The sequence below is a fragment of the uncultured Tateyamaria sp. genome (genome assembly GCF_947503385.1).
Lineage (GTDB): Bacteria > Pseudomonadota > Alphaproteobacteria > Rhodobacterales > Rhodobacteraceae > Tateyamaria.
Genome location: NZ_CANNDO010000001.1, coordinates 942,310 through 957,066 on the forward strand (window position 1 = coordinate 942,310; position 14,757 = coordinate 957,066).

General features: G+C 63.0%; 14 protein-coding genes. 8 read left to right on the forward strand and 6 right to left on the reverse strand.

Features of this window, described 5'->3' with window-relative positions; all coding sequences use genetic code 11:
• The first annotated feature begins 50 nt into the window (after nt 1–50).
• A complete protein-coding gene (locus tag Q1A85_RS04670; RefSeq protein ID WP_299685774.1) occupies nt 51–1,442 on the forward strand; it encodes an MATE family efflux transporter in 1,392 nt (463 codons plus the stop codon).
• Here the strand turns inward: Q1A85_RS04670 and Q1A85_RS04675 are convergent.
• Genes Q1A85_RS04675 through Q1A85_RS04690 form a run of 4 tightly spaced genes read right to left on the reverse strand, consistent with a single transcriptional unit; the run spans nt 1,422 to nt 6,108 of the window.
• Nucleotides 1,422–1,955 carry a gamma-glutamylcyclotransferase family protein gene (locus Q1A85_RS04675; protein WP_299685777.1) on the reverse strand — a complete coding sequence of 178 codons (534 nt, stop codon included), beginning with the start codon at nt 1,953–1,955 and terminating at the stop codon, nt 1,422–1,424. The genes Q1A85_RS04670 and Q1A85_RS04675 overlap by 21 nt on opposite strands.
• Nucleotides 1,952–2,863, reverse strand: a complete 912-nt coding sequence (locus tag Q1A85_RS04680; protein ID WP_299685780.1) for an inositol monophosphatase — start codon at nt 2,861–2,863, stop codon at nt 1,952–1,954. The genes Q1A85_RS04675 and Q1A85_RS04680 overlap by 4 nt, the downstream gene beginning before the upstream one ends.
• A 24-nt stretch (nt 2,864–2,887) precedes the next feature.
• Nucleotides 2,888–5,416 carry an FtsX-like permease family protein gene (locus tag Q1A85_RS04685; protein ID WP_299685783.1) on the reverse strand — a complete coding sequence of 843 codons (2,529 nt, stop codon included), beginning with the start codon at nt 5,414–5,416 and terminating at the stop codon, nt 2,888–2,890.
• Nucleotides 5,413–6,108: an ATP-binding cassette domain-containing protein gene (locus tag Q1A85_RS04690; protein WP_299685786.1), complete on the reverse strand. Its 696-nt coding sequence runs from the start codon at nt 6,106–6,108 to the stop codon at nt 5,413–5,415. Before Q1A85_RS04690 ends, Q1A85_RS04685 begins: the two co-directional genes overlap by 4 nt.
• Nucleotides 6,109–6,160: 52 nt before the next feature.
• On the opposite strand from Q1A85_RS04690, the gene Q1A85_RS04695 reads away from it, so the two are divergent.
• From Q1A85_RS04695 to preA, 4 genes are all read left to right on the forward strand, one after another.
• Complete coding sequence (locus tag Q1A85_RS04695) at nt 6,161–6,796, forward strand: arylesterase (protein WP_299685788.1); 636 nt, start codon at nt 6,161–6,163, stop codon at nt 6,794–6,796.
• A gap of 1 nt (nt 6,797) precedes the next feature.
• The gene (locus Q1A85_RS04700) at nt 6,798–7,412 is read left to right on the forward strand and encodes an SOS response-associated peptidase (RefSeq protein ID WP_299685791.1); all 615 of its coding nucleotides are present in this window, start codon (nt 6,798–6,800) and stop codon (nt 7,410–7,412) included.
• Between the two features lie 174 nt (nt 7,413–7,586).
• Nucleotides 7,587–8,918, forward strand: coding sequence for an NAD(P)-dependent oxidoreductase (locus Q1A85_RS04705; protein ID WP_299685794.1), 1,332 nt, complete (start codon nt 7,587–7,589; stop codon nt 8,916–8,918).
• A gap of 24 nt (nt 8,919–8,942) precedes the next feature.
• Complete coding sequence (gene preA, locus Q1A85_RS04710) at nt 8,943–10,241, forward strand: NAD-dependent dihydropyrimidine dehydrogenase subunit PreA (RefSeq protein WP_299685797.1); 1,299 nt, start codon at nt 8,943–8,945, stop codon at nt 10,239–10,241.
• A gap of 13 nt (nt 10,242–10,254) precedes the next feature.
• Here preA and Q1A85_RS04715 read toward each other — a convergent pair whose 3' ends face one another.
• Nucleotides 10,255–10,779: a hypothetical protein gene (locus tag Q1A85_RS04715; RefSeq protein ID WP_299685800.1), complete on the reverse strand. Its 525-nt coding sequence runs from the start codon at nt 10,777–10,779 to the stop codon at nt 10,255–10,257.
• A 97-nt stretch (nt 10,780–10,876) separates the two neighbouring features.
• A complete protein-coding gene (locus tag Q1A85_RS04720; protein WP_299685803.1) occupies nt 10,877–11,503 on the reverse strand; it encodes a TetR family transcriptional regulator C-terminal domain-containing protein in 627 nt (208 codons plus the stop codon).
• A gap of 154 nt (nt 11,504–11,657) precedes the next feature.
• Between Q1A85_RS04720 and Q1A85_RS04725 the strand changes: the two genes are divergently transcribed.
• From Q1A85_RS04725 to hydA, 3 genes are all read left to right on the forward strand, one after another.
• A complete protein-coding gene (locus Q1A85_RS04725; protein WP_299685806.1) occupies nt 11,658–12,908 on the forward strand; it encodes a Zn-dependent hydrolase in 1,251 nt (416 codons plus the stop codon).
• Nucleotides 12,905–13,225: a hypothetical protein gene (locus Q1A85_RS04730; protein ID WP_299685809.1), complete on the forward strand. Its 321-nt coding sequence runs from the start codon at nt 12,905–12,907 to the stop codon at nt 13,223–13,225. The genes Q1A85_RS04725 and Q1A85_RS04730 overlap by 4 nt, the downstream gene beginning before the upstream one ends.
• Nucleotides 13,226–13,295: 70 nt before the next feature.
• A complete protein-coding gene (gene hydA, locus Q1A85_RS04735) occupies nt 13,296–14,756 on the forward strand; it encodes a dihydropyrimidinase (RefSeq protein WP_299685812.1) in 1,461 nt (486 codons plus the stop codon).
• Nucleotide 14,757: the final 1 nt, after the last annotated feature.

The window sequence follows — 14,757 nt, forward strand, 5'->3', positions numbered from 1 at the left end:
CAAGCGACCCTTCGGGGAGGATTTTTTCAGGACAGAGACGGGGGACTCCCGTGGCTGAGGCACAGGCAAAGTTCCTGAGCGGCTCTCTGTTTCGGCATGTATCGGTGATGTCGCTGACCGCGGCGGTGGGCTTGATGGCCGTGTTTCTGGTCGATTTTATCGACATGATTTTCATCTCGATGTTGGGGCAGGCAGAGCTTGCCGCTGCGGTGGGCTATGCCGGGTCGATCCTGTTTTTCACCACCTCCTTTTCCATCGGTATGGCGATAGCTGTGGGCGCGTTGGTGGCGCGATCCCTTGGTGCGGGCGATGCGGATGCGGCGCGGATACGGGCGAGCAACGGGTTGGTCTACGGAATTGTTCTGGGCACCGCATTTGCGGCGCTGGTCTGGGTCAATGTGCCATTGTTTGTGTCGCTGATCGGGGCGGAGGGCGAAACCGCTGCGCTGGCCGAGGGGTATCTGCGCATCATTGTACCGTCGCTGCCGTTTCTTGTGGTGGGCATGATGGGCGGTGCGGTGTTGCGCGCCTTTGGCGATGCGCGCCGCTCGATGCTGTCGACGATCTATGGCGGTGGCGTCAATGCCGTGCTGGACCCGATCCTGATCTTTGGCCTCGGCCTTGATCTGACCGGGGCGGCACTGGCGTCGGTCGCGGCGCGGTTGGTGATTGGCGTGACTGCGATCCTGCCGATCCTGCGGCATCATGGGGGGCTGCCACGCCCTGATCTCACCGGGCTGGTGGCGGACTTCCGCCCCCTTGTAACCATTGGCATCCCGGCGATCCTGACGCAGATGGCCACCCCGGTGGGGCAGGCCATCGTCACGCGGTCCATGGCGCAATACGGGTTGGAAGCGGTGGCGGGTATGGCCATTGTCGGACGGCTGATGCCGGTGTCCTTTGCGGTGGTGTTCGCATTGTCCGGGGCCGTGGGCCCGATCATTGGCCAGAATTACGGCGCGCGGAATTTTGACCGGGTGCGTTCGGGGTTCAACGCTGCGCTGACATTTGCAGCGCTTGTGGTGCTGTTCATTTCGGTTGTGCTCTTTGTGCTGCGCGGACCCATCGCGGACCTGTTCGATGCGACCGGGCTGGCGCGCGATCTGGTTTACCTGTTCTGCGGTCCGCTGGCGCTTTTGTTTTTCTTCAACGGTGTGCTGTTCGTGTCCAACGCGGCGTTCAACAATCTTGGCCATCCGTTCTACAGCACGTGGATGAACTGGGGACGCAATACGGTCGCGATGATCCCGCTGGTGACGCTGGGCGCGTGGCTCTATGGGGCGCCGGGGGTGCTGGTGGGGCAGGCGCTGTCAGGCGTTGTCTTTGGCGCCGTGGCATGGGCGCTGGCGCTGCGCACTATTGCAGCAGAGGGCGAGGGCGCGCCCCGTGGCACCTTTGACCGCGAGGGGCGGCTGATGTCGTTACTGAACCTGCGCAAGTAGGCGGTCGGTCAGGGCGCGTTCTTGGGCGCTCAGCACTTGCGCGCGCGGGTAAAGAGGCGCGGCACGGTCATCACGCACTGGCGTGTCCCAGCCATCGGTGGTGGCAAAGAACGCCTCGACCCCGCGTTGCCCGAATTCCCGCAGGAACCCCTGCACCACGACGTCGAGATAGCTGAGCAGGATGGCGTGATCACCGCCGTGCCGCTGGTGCGTATCAGGCACTTGGTAGACAGCGACGGGACCGGTTTCCACGGACAACTGACCGTCCGCCGGGATGCGATCATAGCCGGTTTCGCGCAAATCCAGCGCAGCCCAGTCGCCGCGAGGCACTTGGGCGATCAGCCCGTCGATGGAGGTGTCGGGATCGCGTCTGACCGACAGGAACACGACATCGCGAAATTCCGTCCGCACCCATGTCCGCCGCCAGCCGTGCAACTGGGCGGGCTGTGCGCCGGGATAATCGTGCGTGGCGCGGTTGACGAGGCTGCCATAGCCAAAGAACGAAGGCATCATGAGTCTGACAGCAGGTCCGCAAAATGCGCGGCCACCCGGTCCCATGTCTCTGGACTGGATGCGGTCAGCAGGAAGCCGGAGGTTTTGGTGGCGTCATAGGGTGTGTCATCCAACATGGCAGACTTGCCGCCCGCTTGTGCGCAGATCAGAGAGCCTGCCGCATGGTCCCAGCTGTTGAGGTGGCTCGACAGGACAAAATCCACGGCACCGGTCGCCAAAAGCCGGTATTCATGCGCCGAACAGCGCAGCGCGCCCGCATGTGCCAAAACGCCCACCTTGCGCCACATGATGGCCTGATCGGCAGGGGCCATAAGGCGGATGTGCATATAGCCGACCATTTCCGACAAGGGCTTTGGCGCGCGGGTTTTGATCGGGCGGTGCCGCCCCGTTCTGGTCTGCCAGAGCGCAGGTGAGGTGTTGTCCGCCATCACCGCGTCGTCGCCCACAGGATCGTAGATCATCCCGAACACGGGCTGCCCAAAACGGCAGACAGCGATGATTGTGCCAAAGAGCGGCATTCCCCGCGCAAAGTTCCACGTGCCGTCCACCGGGTCGATGATGAAACACAGTTCAGCCGCGCCGACACCGTCCAGCAGATCAGGCTTTTTTGAAATCGCCTCTTCCCCGATGACCAGCGCGTGGGGAAAGGCCATTTGCAGGCCACGGGTGATCATCGCTTCGGCACCGGTGTCGGCGGCAGTGACCAAATCCATCTCATCCGCTTTGGTATCAATATCGCCGCTGTCCAACTGCCGAAACCGAGGCAGGATTTCGGCGCGGGCGGCGCGGCGCACAAGGTTCAGTAGTTGCGTTTTCTGGGCGTTCGACAGAGGTGCTGTGACGGGTATGGGCAGCGTGTCTTTCATGGTGGAACCTTTGGCGGGCTGGGACGGATCAGGATGTGACATGGGCGCGCGGCTTGGGCAACGCGACTATTCGCGCGCGCGCAGCACGTGGGCAGGCCGCGCTGCAAGCGGACCCCACGCAAAGGCGAGGCCCGCCAGCAGCGTCGCGATCACGCCGCCCGCAACAATGGCAATGGCTGACGGCCAGATGATGGTAAAATCTGTGTCCATGACAAACCGGCTCACCGCCCAACCGCCCGCGATACCGGCGGTAAGGGCCACCGCACCCGCGCCAAGCCCCAACAGCGCCGATCGCGTGGCAAAGCTCAGCAAGATGCGCCGTCGGGTTGCGCCGAGCGTCTTGAGCACAGCCGCTTCGTAGGTGCGGGCATTTGTGCCTGCTGCCGCCGCACCGATCAGCACGAGAAAGCCGGTCAGCAGCGTAGCCGCCGCACCATAGGAGGTAGCGGCGGCGAGGCCGGACAGAACTTCGCTCACCCGGTCGATGGCGTCGCGCACGCGGATCGCGGTGATGTTGGGATAGGCCCCGGCGAGGTCGCGCAAGATCTGGGTTTCCGCCGCATCGTCGGCATAAACGGTCGAGATGAACGTGTGCGGCGCGCCTTGCAGGGCGGCGGGATTCATCGACAGGATAAAGCCGATCCCGGCGGTGGAGAAGTCAACTTCGCGGAACGAGGTGATAGTCCCCGTGATATCGCGGCCAAGGATGTTGACGGTCAGACTGTCACCCAGCGACAAGCCCATTTCCTCCGCCTCTTCGGCGGCAAAGCTGATTTGCGGCGGACCGGCGTAATCTGCGTCCCACCATACGCCTGCCGTAATACGGGTGTTTTCGGATGGCGCCGCGGAATAGGTGACGCCCCTATCGCCGCTGATCACCCAATGATCGCCTGCCACTTCGCGTGCGGGTTTGCCGTTGATCTGGGTGATGACGCCGCGCAGCATTGGTGCGCTTTCCACGCGCGTCACGGCGGGGTCGTTTTCCAGCCGCTCAGTATAGCCGGGCATCTGGTCGCGCTGGATGTCCACAAAGAAATAGCTGGGCGCGATGTCGGGCAAGTTGCCCGAAATGGCGTTGCGCAGGTTGCCGTCGATCTGGCCCACAGCCGCCAGCACCGACAGGCCAAGGCCCAGCGACAGGACCACGGATGCGGCCCCTTCGCGGGTCCCGGAAATCGCGCCAAGCGCCCATCGCAGCGCTGGGCGCCCTTTTGCGCGGGGGGCCGCGCGCCGCGACATCCACCTGATGAGGATCGCGGCAAGGGTCAAAAGGCCAAGGGCAAAGGCGATGCCGCCCGCAGTCCACAGGGTCAGGCGCCATGTGCCGGAGAAAAAGGCGGCGCTCGCCACAAGGGCGGCAAGACCTGCGCCGATCCACATCAGGTATTGCGGACGCGGCAGCAGGCGGGTGGTGCCAAGCGCATCGCGAAACAGCGTGGCCGCGCGCACATCCTCCGCCCGCGCGAGCGGCCAGAGGGTAAAGACAAATGCGGTGAGCGCGCCATAAAGCGCCGCTTCGGCGAGCGGTGCGGGAAAGAAGGTGAAGCTGGCCGGGATCGGCAGCCGCGCCTCGATCACCGGGGCGAGAAGCACTGGAACCAGTGCGCCGAGCGCCAGCCCAAGCGCGATCCCGAGGATCGACAGCGCCCCGATTTGCAGGAAATACGTCTGAAAGATCGTGCTGCGCTCTGCGCCCAAGGTGCGCAATGTAGCGATCACGGATGTCTTGTCGGCGAGATAGGCGCGCACCGCTGCGGACACGCCAACTCCGCCCACAGCAAGGCCTGACAGGCCCACAAGGACAAGGAACGCACCCAGCCGATTGACGAATTCCGCCACCCCGGGTGCACCGTTGCGCGCATCGGTCCAGCGCATTCCGGTGTTTTCGAACTGCGCGCGCGCGTCGGCCTCAAGCGCGGCAAGGTCGGTGCCATCGGGCAGGTCGAGCCGGTACTTGGAATTGAACAACGTACCCGAGGCCAGCAGTTGCGCATTGGCGAGGCTGTCGCGCAGCACGATCGTGCGCGGCCCAAGGCCAAAGCCCCCCGCCGCACTGTCCGGTTCCGTCACCAGCGTTGCCATCAGGACAAAGTCCTGCGTGCCCAGACGGAAGGTGTCGCCCGTCCGAAGCCCCAGCCGGTCAATCAAAGCACGTTCCATCACCGCGCCGGGCAGAGCGTTCCGGCCCGCCAAAGCGTCGGCCAGTGGCATCGCAGGGTCGAGTGTCACGCTGCCAATCAGGGGATAGGCAGCGTCGACAGCCTTGATCTGCGTCAGACCGCGTTCGGGACCTTCCGGGCCGTCCACCACGGCCATCGAACGGAAATCGGCAATTTCCGACACCGCATCTGCGACGTTGCGCATCCAAGCCCATTCTGCGTCAGACGCAAAGCGGTAGGTGAAATCAAGCTCTGCCTCGCCGCCCAGCAAGGCGGCCCCTTCGCGTTCGAGCCCGGCCTCAATGGCGGCGCGAACGGACCCCACTGCGGCAATGGCCGCCACGCCAAGGGCCAGACAGGCCAGAAAGATGCGGAAGCCACGCAAACCACCGCGCAATTCGCGCGCGGCAAAGCGGGCAGAGGTGGCAAGGCTCATTCGGCGGCCTTGTGGGCTGCGTCTGGCGCGATCTGGCCGTCGGCCAGATGCACAACGCGATCACAGCGCGCGGCCAGTTCTGCCGCGTGCGTGACAAGCACCAGCGTCGCGCCATGCTGGTCGCGCAAGGAAAACAGCAGGTCCATGATCGCGGTGCCGTTGGCACCGTCCAGATTGCCTGTCGGTTCGTCCGCCAGCAGAATGTCGGGACGTGTCACCAGCGCGCGCGCCAGCGCCACACGCTGTTGTTCGCCCCCTGACATCTGGCTGGGGTAGTGACCGGCGCGGTGGCCAAGACTTACGGCCTCAAGCTCCGCCTCTGCCCGCTCAAAGGCGTCGCGTGCGCCAGCCAGTTCCAACGGCGTCGCCACGTTTTCGAGGGCGGTCATGGTGGGGATCAGGTGAAAGCTCTGGAACACCACGCCCATATGCGCCCTCCGAAACCGGGCCAGCGCGTCTTCGTTCATGGCGGTCAGATCGGCACCCAAGGCAGAGACGGCGCCGCCCGTCGCCTGTTCCAGCCCGCCCATGATCATCAGGAGCGAAGACTTGCCCGAGCCCGACGGCCCGACAAGGCCCACGGTTTCGCCCCGCTGCACCTCGAGCGTGATGCCACGCAGGATATCCACGCGCCCGGCGTTGCCATCGAGGCTGAGCGCTGCATTATTCAGGGACAGGACGGGTTCGGACATGCAGGAGAGGCCTTATATGTGTCTCAGGTGCTGATATGGAGGCTGAAGACGCATGGGCAAGGTGATCGGGACGATTGTTCTCGCTTTTTGGGCCGGAATGGCTGCAGCGGAGGACATTGTGATCGCGGCGTTGGGCGACAGCCTGACCCAAGGCTACGGGCTTCCGGCGGAAGAGGGTTTTGTGCCGCAACTGGAAGGGTGGTTGCAAGCGCAGGGCGAAAACGTGCGGGTTATCAACGCGGGCGTGTCGGGCGATACCACGGCGGGCGGGTTATCCCGCGTGGACTGGACCCTGACGCCGGATGTGGATGCGTTGATCGTGACGCTGGGGGGCAACGACCTGCTGCGCGGGCTGCCGCCCGAGGCAAGCCGGGCCAATCTGGACGGGATCGTGTCTGCGGCAACGGCGCGCGGGGTCGCGGTTCTGGTGATCGGGATGCAGGCGCCGGGAAACTACGGGCCGGATTACAAGGCGGCCTTTGATGCGATGTATCCGGACATCGCCGAGACATATGATGCGCTCTACCTCGACAGCTTTTTCACTGGATTGGGCGGGGCTGGCGTCGATCCGTCGAGCCTGCGGGCCTTATTGCAGCCGGACGGCATTCACCCCAACGCCGCAGGTGTTGCGCGGATAGTCGACGGGGTCGGGCCTGTTGTGCGCGACCTGATTGCGCGGGTGGAGTGATATGCCGGGGCGATTTTTTCTGACGGATCCGGTGTCGGCATTGACCGATGTACTGGGCGTCGACCCGGGTGCGGTCAGCAACGAACCAGCGCGGGCCAATATCGCACCCGGGCAGGAGATCATTGTGTTTGACGGCAATCTACGGCGGATGCGCTGGGGCATTGTGCCGGTGGGCCGGGTGAATGCGCGCGGGCGTCCGGTGATGGAGCAGATCATAAATGCGCGCTCCGAAACGGTGTTCGACAAGACTGCTTTTGACGGTGTCGGTCGGGCTGTGATTCCGGTGAATGGCTGGTACGAATGGACGGGTGAAAAGCGCCGCAAGACGGCGTGGCGCATCGCGCCCAAGGGCGGTGGGTTCCTGTATTTTGCGGCGATCACCGATGTATGGACCGCACCGGGTGGGCTTGAGGTGCCGCAGGTGGCGGTAGTCACTTGCGAGCCAAACGCGGATGTCGCGCCGATCCATCACCGCATGGGTGTCCTGCTGGAAAGGGACCAACTGGATGTCTGGATGGGCGCGGATCTGGACGCCGCGAAGGCGCTGATGGTGCCGTGGCCCGAGGGGCGGCTGTCGATTGAAGAGGCGTTGCAGGTGAACTGGGACGGGCCGTGATCCAGCGGACGCGGGCACGCCCGCGACGACATGTTTTGTTTGGCGCCCGTGGCGCGGGCCGTGCTGCAAATTTGTGCGATGGGACGGGATGGGCCCCGTTTCCTGATTTTTACCAGTTGATAAAAATTTTGACCTGTGAGAGCGTTTTGACCAAATCCATGGGATGGAGCCCCTATGACGCACTCTCCTTTTACCCCGGGCGTGGCCGCAGCTAGGCTGGAGCCTGAGGCCTATGCCGAGAACTTTGCAGATTTGCACCCCGCGCTGGACGATCACGAAGCGTTGGTGGCGGCGGATCGCTGTTATTTTTGCCACGACGCGCCCTGCATCACGGCCTGCCCGACAGATATCGACATCCCCCTGTTCATCCGGCAAATCGCAACAGGCACGCCCGATGCGGCGGCCAAAACGATCCTGAGCCAGAACATCATGGGCGGCATGTGCGCCCGTGTGTGCCCGACAGAAACACTCTGCGAAGAGGCCTGTGTGCGCGAAGTGGCCGAGGGCAAGCCGGTGCTGATTGGCCAGCTTCAACGCTACGCGACCGACCACTTGCAAGAACAGGGTCTCCATCCCTTCTCCCGCGCTGCGGTCACTGGTAAAACAGTGGCCGTGGTGGGGGCGGGACCGGCGGGTCTGTCCTGCGCCCATCGGTTGGCGATGCTCGGCCATGCGGTCACGGTATACGATGCACGGCCCAAGCCCGGAGGGCTGAATGAATACGGGATTGCCACATACAAAACGCCAGACGGGTTTGCGCAGTCAGAAGTGGATTGGCTGCTGAAGATTGGCGGGATCACGTTGGAACATGGCAAAGCCCTGGGGCGCGACATGTCGCTGGACCAATTGCAGGCCGACCACGACGCAGTGTTTTTGGGCATGGGTCTTGGCGGTGTCAATGCGTTGGCGGTCGAGGGCAGCGATAAAAGCGGGGTGCTGGATGCGGTTGATTTCATTGCTGACCTGCGGCAGGCGTCGGACGTGGCTTCGTTGCCCGTGGGCCGTGACGTGGTTGTGATCGGCGGCGGGATGACTGCCGTGGATGCGGCGGTGCAAGCCAAGCTCTTGGGGGCATTGAACGTGACGTTGGCCTACCGTCGGGGCCGCGACCGGATGAATGCCAGTCGGTTCGAACAGGACCTTGCGGCGTCTAAAGGCGTGCGGATCATGACGCATGTGGTGCCGCGCGCCGTGCACGGAAATGGGTCGGTGCGCGAGATCGAATTTGAATATGTCAACGACGATATGACCGGCACGGGCGAGACCGTGCGACTGGCGGCGGATCAGGTGCTGCGGGCAATTGGGCAGACGCTGACGGGTGACGGGATGCCGACGCTTGAGCAGGGCAAGATCGCTGTAACCGGAGCGGGACGTACGTCGCTGGAGGGTGTCTGGGCGGGCGGGGATTGCGCGCTTGGGGGCGATGACCTGACCGTGACGGCGGTGGCTGAAGGGCGTGACGCCGCGATGGACATTCACAAGACTTTGATGGGTGCGGCGGGGTGAACCCCGCCCTACGGGAGATGGCACATGGCTGATCTGACAAGTGAATTTGTGGGCATCAAAAGCCCAAACCCGTTCTGGCTAGCGTCGGCCCCTCCGACGGACAAGGAATACAATGTGCGCCGCGCCTTTGAGGCGGGCTGGGGCGGTGTGGTCTGGAAGACGCTGGGCGAGGCCGGGCCGCCGGTGGTGAACGTCAACGGGCCGCGCTATGGCGCGATTTTTGGAGCGGACCGACGGCTCTTGGGGCTCAACAATATTGAGCTGATCACAGACCGGCCGCTCGAGGTGAACCTGCAAGAGATCAAGGCGGTCAAACGCGACTACCCGGACCGGGCAATGGTCGTGTCGCTGATGGTGCCCTGCGAAGAAGACCCATGGGCACGAATCCTGCCGCTGGTCGAAGAGACGGGTGCAGACGGGGTTGAGTTGAACTTTGGTTGTCCGCACGGGATGTCGGAGCGGGGGATGGGATCCGCTGTGGGGCAGGTGCCCGAATACATCGAGATGGTCACACGCTGGGTGAAAAAGCACACGCGTATGCCGGTGATCGTCAAACTAACGCCAAACATCACTGACGTACGCAAACCGGCGGCTGCGGCGCACGCAGGTGGTGCAGATGCGGTGAGCCTGATCAACACGATCAATTCGATCACCTCCGTTGATCTCGACCTGTTTTCGCCGGAGCCGACGATCGACGGCAAGGGCGCGCATGGGGGCTATTGCGGGCCTGCTGTCAAACCCATCGCCTTGAACATGGTGGCCGAGATTGCGCGCGACCCGGACCTGCGCGGCTTGCCGATCAGTGGTATTGGCGGGGTGACCACGTGGAAAGACGCCGCAGAATTCCTTGCCCTTGGCGCGGGCAACGTGCAGGTGTGCACGGCGGCGATGACCTACGGTTTCAAAATTGTCCAAGAGATGATTTCGGGCCTGTCAGAGTACCTCGATGACAAGCAGATTGGTCTTGACGACCTTGTGGGTCGGGCTGTGCCGAACGTCACGGACTGGAACCAGTTGAACCTGAATTACGTGACCAAGGCGCGGATCGACCAAGCCTCCTGCATTTCGTGTGGGCGGTGCTATGCGGCTTGCGAGGACACGTCTCATCAGGCCATCTCTATGTCTGAAGACCGGACTTTTGAGGTGATCGACGCGGAATGCGTCGCCTGCAATCTGTGCGTCAATGTCTGTCCCGTCGACAACTGCATCACCATGGAAGAATTGCCCATGGGGGCCACCGACGCGCGCACAGGCAAGCCTGTGGAAGAATACGCAAACTGGACAACGCACCCCAACAACCCGGCGGCCACAGCCGCCGAGTGAGGGGCCGGGTCGGTCAGACCGGCGTGCCGTCCGTCTCAGTTGGTCCTGCTTCGGCCTGCGCCGCCGCAGGCGCGGTGAGTGTCGTCGCCTCGACCGGGGTCTGAACCGCCGCGATCAGCAGTTCGAGCCGTTGCTTGGCCTGTGTGGCCTCGGCTATGCGACGCGCTTCGCTCTCGGACACGTCCGCCGCTTCGGACATGCTGGCCTCGACTGCTGTGCGTGTGCTGCTTGCGTCGCTTGTCGTTGTGCTAAGCGGCGCAGCACTGGCCGCTGCTGACGATTGCCGCGCTGCGGGCGCAGTCGTTGCGCTGGTCGCGTTGGCTGACGCGGGTGTCGTGGTCGGGTCCATACCGCTGCCTGTGCCGGTTGTGTCAGCGCTGTCGCTGCTGCCAGAGGCGGGGGCGGGGGGTGCGGTGTCTTCGGACTGTCCGGCACCGCGCGTGGACGGGTTGTTGCCTGTGTTACTAGGATCGGCCGGCCCGTTGTTTTGCGCCTGAGGCGGCGTTGTCGGGGGTCCGAAAATCGAAATAATGCTCATGTTCCACTCTTTGGTTTCTTACACCCTCACCCGGAGGTGGTGATGCCGTCCAGAGTATGAACGGTCGGTTAATCTGCGCGGAAGTGTGAAAAAGGGGTTAACGAACGGTTGGCGCCAGCAAGTTGGTAAACAGAGTGCGCAGGAACGGGTCCGCGCCCGGTGCCGGTTGATCCGTGTCGAGCAATACGCGGATTTGCGCACCGAAATCGGCGTAGTGCTGTGTCGTGGCCCAAATGGCAAAAATCAGGTGCCGCGGGTCTATCGGCGCCAGTTTTCCGGCGTCGATCCATCTCTGGATGACGTGGCATTTTTCGTCGAACAACGGCTTTAGATCCGCCTTGAGGTGTGGCGCCATGCGTGGGGCGCCTTGCAGGATCTCATTGGCGAACAAGCGGCTTTCGCGGGGCAGATCACGCGCCATATCCAATTTGCGCTGCACATAGGCCAAAATCTCGTCCAGCGGCTCGCCGCCTGCATCCATTTCCACCAGCGGGTCGAGCCACGTTTCCATCAACTGATTGAGGAGCGTGACATGGATCTCTTCCTTGCCTGCGAAGTAGTACAGGATGTTCGGCTTGGACAGGCCTGCCGCTTCGGCAATCTGATCCAGTGTCGCTCCGCGGTAGCCATGTTCGGCAAACACATCCAGCGCCGCATCCAGAATGCGGCGCCGGTTGCGCAGCTGAATGCGGCTGGGCGCCTTTACAGGTGTGTCGTCGGGCATCGCTTTGGTTCCGGAACCTGCTGCAAGTCTGGGCAAATGCATAATCCAGTGGCAGCGTGGATCAAACCAGTTCTTGACAGTCGCGCAGTGGCTGGCAATCGTTGGGTTGACCAAATGGTCAAAAGTTTAGTGGCACCTGACTGAGGGGAACCTTATGGCGGCACCTGGGGAAAACCTGCGGATCAATGGCGACAGGCTGTGGGACAGCCTGATGGAGATGGCCAAGATCGGACCCGGTGTGGCGGGGGGCAACAACCGCCAGACCCTGACGGACGAGGACGGCGCGGGCCGCGCCCTGTTCCAGTCATGGTGCGAGGCGGCGGGCTGCGAAATGGGCCTTGACCAGATGGGCAACATGTTTGCGATGCGCTCGGGCACAGACCCGGATGCGCTGCCGGTCTATGTCGGCTCGCATCTCGACACCCAGCCGACAGGCGGGAAGTATGACGGAGTTCTTGGGGTTTTGGGTGGGCTGGAGATTATCCGTACTCTCAACGATCTGGACGTCAAGACAAAGCACCCGATCGTGGTCACCAACTTTACCAACGAGGAAGGCACGCGCTACGCGCCTGCCATGCTGTCCTCGGGTGTATTTGCGGGCATCCACGATCAGGATTGGGCCTATGACCGCAAAGATTCGGACGGCAAGACATTCGGCGACGAGCTGAAACGCATCGGCTGGCGCGGCGACGAAGAAGTCGGCGCGCGCAAGATGCACGCCTTTTTTGAACTGCATATCGAACAGGGGCCAATCCTTGAGGCAGAGGGCAAGGACATCGGCGTTGTAACCCACGGGCAAGGCCTGTCGTGGACACAAGTCACCGTCGAGGGCAAGGACAGCCACACCGGCTCGACCCCGATGCCGATGCGCAAGAACGCGGGCCTTGGCATGGCCCGGATGCTCGAAAAGGTGGACGAGATCGCGTGGTCTCATGCGCCGCACGCGGTGGGCGCGGCGGGGCATATCGACGTCTACCCCAACTCGCGCAACGTGATCCCGGGCAAGGTTGTATTCACGGTGGATTTCCGGTCGCCGGAGTTGAGCGTGATCGAAGACATGGAGGCGCGGCTGCGCGTGGAGGCGCAAAAGATCGCCGACGACATGGGGCTGACCGTCCGGTTCGAGAAAGTGGGCGGGTTCGATCCCGTGGCCTTTGACGACGGCTGTGTCAGCGCTGTTCGGACCGCGGCAGAGCGACTCGGTTATTCGCACCGGGACATCATCTCGGGCGCGGGCCATGACGCGTGCTGGATCAACCAAGTGGCACCCACGGCGATGGTGATGTGCCCCTGCGTGGATGGGCTGAGCCACAACGAGGCCGAAGAGATATCGCGTGAATGGGCAATGGCTGGCACGGATGTGCTGATGCACGCCGTGGTCGAGACGGCGGAGATCGTGGGGTGATTGACCCGGACCTCTCGCTGGCGGACCGGATCGCGGATATGGTCGCGACCGAAGTGGCCGACGCGCCGCAAGGCACGGCCGCAGACAGGGCGACGGTCCAAGCCTTTGCCGATGCGCTGGTGCAGCCGTTCGAGACAACGGTGCATTTCAGCGGCGGGGTGACACAGCGCTGTTGGACCGTGACCCGCACAGATGGGGCGTACCGGGTCGTGTACCTGCCACGGGCCGGGTACTTTGCCTTGTGTGTCGAAAGCGACTTCGGGCCTCTGGACATTGGTGTGCACGGGCCTGCGTTGGGATGTTTTGCAAGTGTGTGAGCTGGGGGCCAGCCCCCAGACCCCCGTGGTATTTTTCGTCAGAAGAAACAGCTGACAGAGGAGCAAAGAGATGACCAAGGTGATCAAGGGCGGGATGGTCTGTACGGCGGACCGGACGTGGAAGGCCGATGTGCTGATCGAGGGTGAGACGATCAAGGCGATTGGCGAGGACCTGTCAGGCGATGAGTATATCGATGCCGAAGGTGCCTATGTCATTCCCGGCGGGATCGACCCGCACACGCATCTCGAGATGCCGTTTATGGGAACAACAGCGGCTGAGACGTTCGAGAGCGGCACGTGGGCCGCGGCAGTTGGCGGGACCACAATGATCGTCGATTTCTGTCTGCCGGGTGCCGATGGGTCGATCAAAAACGCGATCAACGAATGGCACCGCAAGTCGGCGCCGCAGATTTGCTCCGATGTTGGTTATCATATGGCCATCACAGGCTGGGACGAGAGCATCTTTAACGAGATGAAAGATGCCGTCGACATGGGCGTAAACTCGTTCAAGCACTTCATGGCCTACAAGGGCGCGCTGATGATCGAGGATGATGAGATGTTCGCCTCGTTCAAGCGTTGCGCCGAACTGGGCGCTTTGCCGATGGTCCATGCCGAGAACGGCGATCTGGTGGCCGAGATGCAGCAAAAGTACTTTGATCAGGGGATCACGGGGCCTGAAGGGCACGCCTATTCCCGTCCGCCGGAGTTCGAGGGCGAAGCGGCGAACCGGGCCATCACCATTGCCGATGCGGCGGGTGTGCCGCTCTATATCGTGCACGTGTCCTGCGAGCAGGCGCATGAGGCGATCCGGCGCGCGCGGCAAAAGGGGATGCGGGTTTACGGCGAACCCTTGGTGCAGTTCCTGACGTTGGACGAAAGCGAATACTTCAACAAGGATTGGGATCATGCCGCGCGGCGGGTGATGTCGCCGCCATTCCGGTCCAAGGACCATCAGGATTCGCTGTGGGCGGGCCTTCAGGCCGGGTCGTTGCAGGTGGTGGCCACGGATCACGCGGCGTTCAACACCGATCAGAAGCGGGCAGGGCGCGACGATTTCCGCATCATTCCCAACGGCTCGAACGGGTTGGAGGAGCGGCTGGCTGTGCTCTGGACCGAAGGGGTGGAGACGGGACGGCTGACGCCGAATGAGTTTGTCGCCGTGACCTCGACCAACGTGGCCAAGATACTGAACATCTACCCCAAGAAAGGCGCGCTGGTCGAAGGAGCGGATGCCGACATCGTGGTGTGGGATCCGAAGATCACCAAGACAATCAGCCCCGCCAATCACCATTCAGTTCTGGACTACAACGTGTTCGAGGGCTTTGAGGTCAAGGCGCAGTCGCGGTACACGCTGAGCCGGGGTGAAGTGATCTGGGCCTGGGGGCAAAACTCGCAACCCAGCCCGGGGCGCGGCAAGTTCGTGCCACGGCCTGCTTTTGCGTCGGCATCCGTGGCGCTGTCGAAGTGGAAGGCGCTGACAGCACCCAAGATGATCGAGCGTGATCCACTGAACATTCCGGCGGGGATTTGAC

Excerpts from the sequence above, each read along its gene's own strand:
- Q1A85_RS04675 (WP_299685777.1), bottom strand. The coding sequence starts at position 1,955 with ATGATGCCTTCGTTCTTTGGCTATGGCAGCCTCGTCAACCGCGCCACG.
- Q1A85_RS04680 (WP_299685780.1), bottom strand. The coding sequence starts at position 2,863 with ATGTCACATCCTGATCCGTCCCAGCCCGCCAAAGGTTCCACCATGAAA.
- Q1A85_RS04685 (WP_299685783.1), bottom strand. The coding sequence starts at position 5,416 with ATGAGCCTTGCCACCTCTGCCCGCTTTGCCGCGCGCGAATTGCGCGGT.
- Q1A85_RS04690 (WP_299685786.1), bottom strand. The coding sequence starts at position 6,108 with ATGTCCGAACCCGTCCTGTCCCTGAATAATGCAGCGCTCAGCCTCGAT.
- Q1A85_RS04695 (WP_299685788.1), top strand. The coding sequence starts at position 6,161 with ATGGGCAAGGTGATCGGGACGATTGTTCTCGCTTTTTGGGCCGGAATG.
- Q1A85_RS04700 (WP_299685791.1), top strand. The coding sequence starts at position 6,798 with ATGCCGGGGCGATTTTTTCTGACGGATCCGGTGTCGGCATTGACCGAT.
- Q1A85_RS04705 (WP_299685794.1), top strand. The coding sequence starts at position 7,587 with ATGACGCACTCTCCTTTTACCCCGGGCGTGGCCGCAGCTAGGCTGGAG.
- preA (WP_299685797.1), top strand. The coding sequence starts at position 8,943 with ATGGCTGATCTGACAAGTGAATTTGTGGGCATCAAAAGCCCAAACCCG.
- Q1A85_RS04715 (WP_299685800.1), bottom strand. The coding sequence starts at position 10,779 with ATGAGCATTATTTCGATTTTCGGACCCCCGACAACGCCGCCTCAGGCG.
- Q1A85_RS04720 (WP_299685803.1), bottom strand. The coding sequence starts at position 11,503 with ATGCCCGACGACACACCTGTAAAGGCGCCCAGCCGCATTCAGCTGCGC.
- Q1A85_RS04725 (WP_299685806.1), top strand. The coding sequence starts at position 11,658 with ATGGCGGCACCTGGGGAAAACCTGCGGATCAATGGCGACAGGCTGTGG.
- hydA (WP_299685812.1), top strand. The coding sequence starts at position 13,296 with ATGACCAAGGTGATCAAGGGCGGGATGGTCTGTACGGCGGACCGGACG.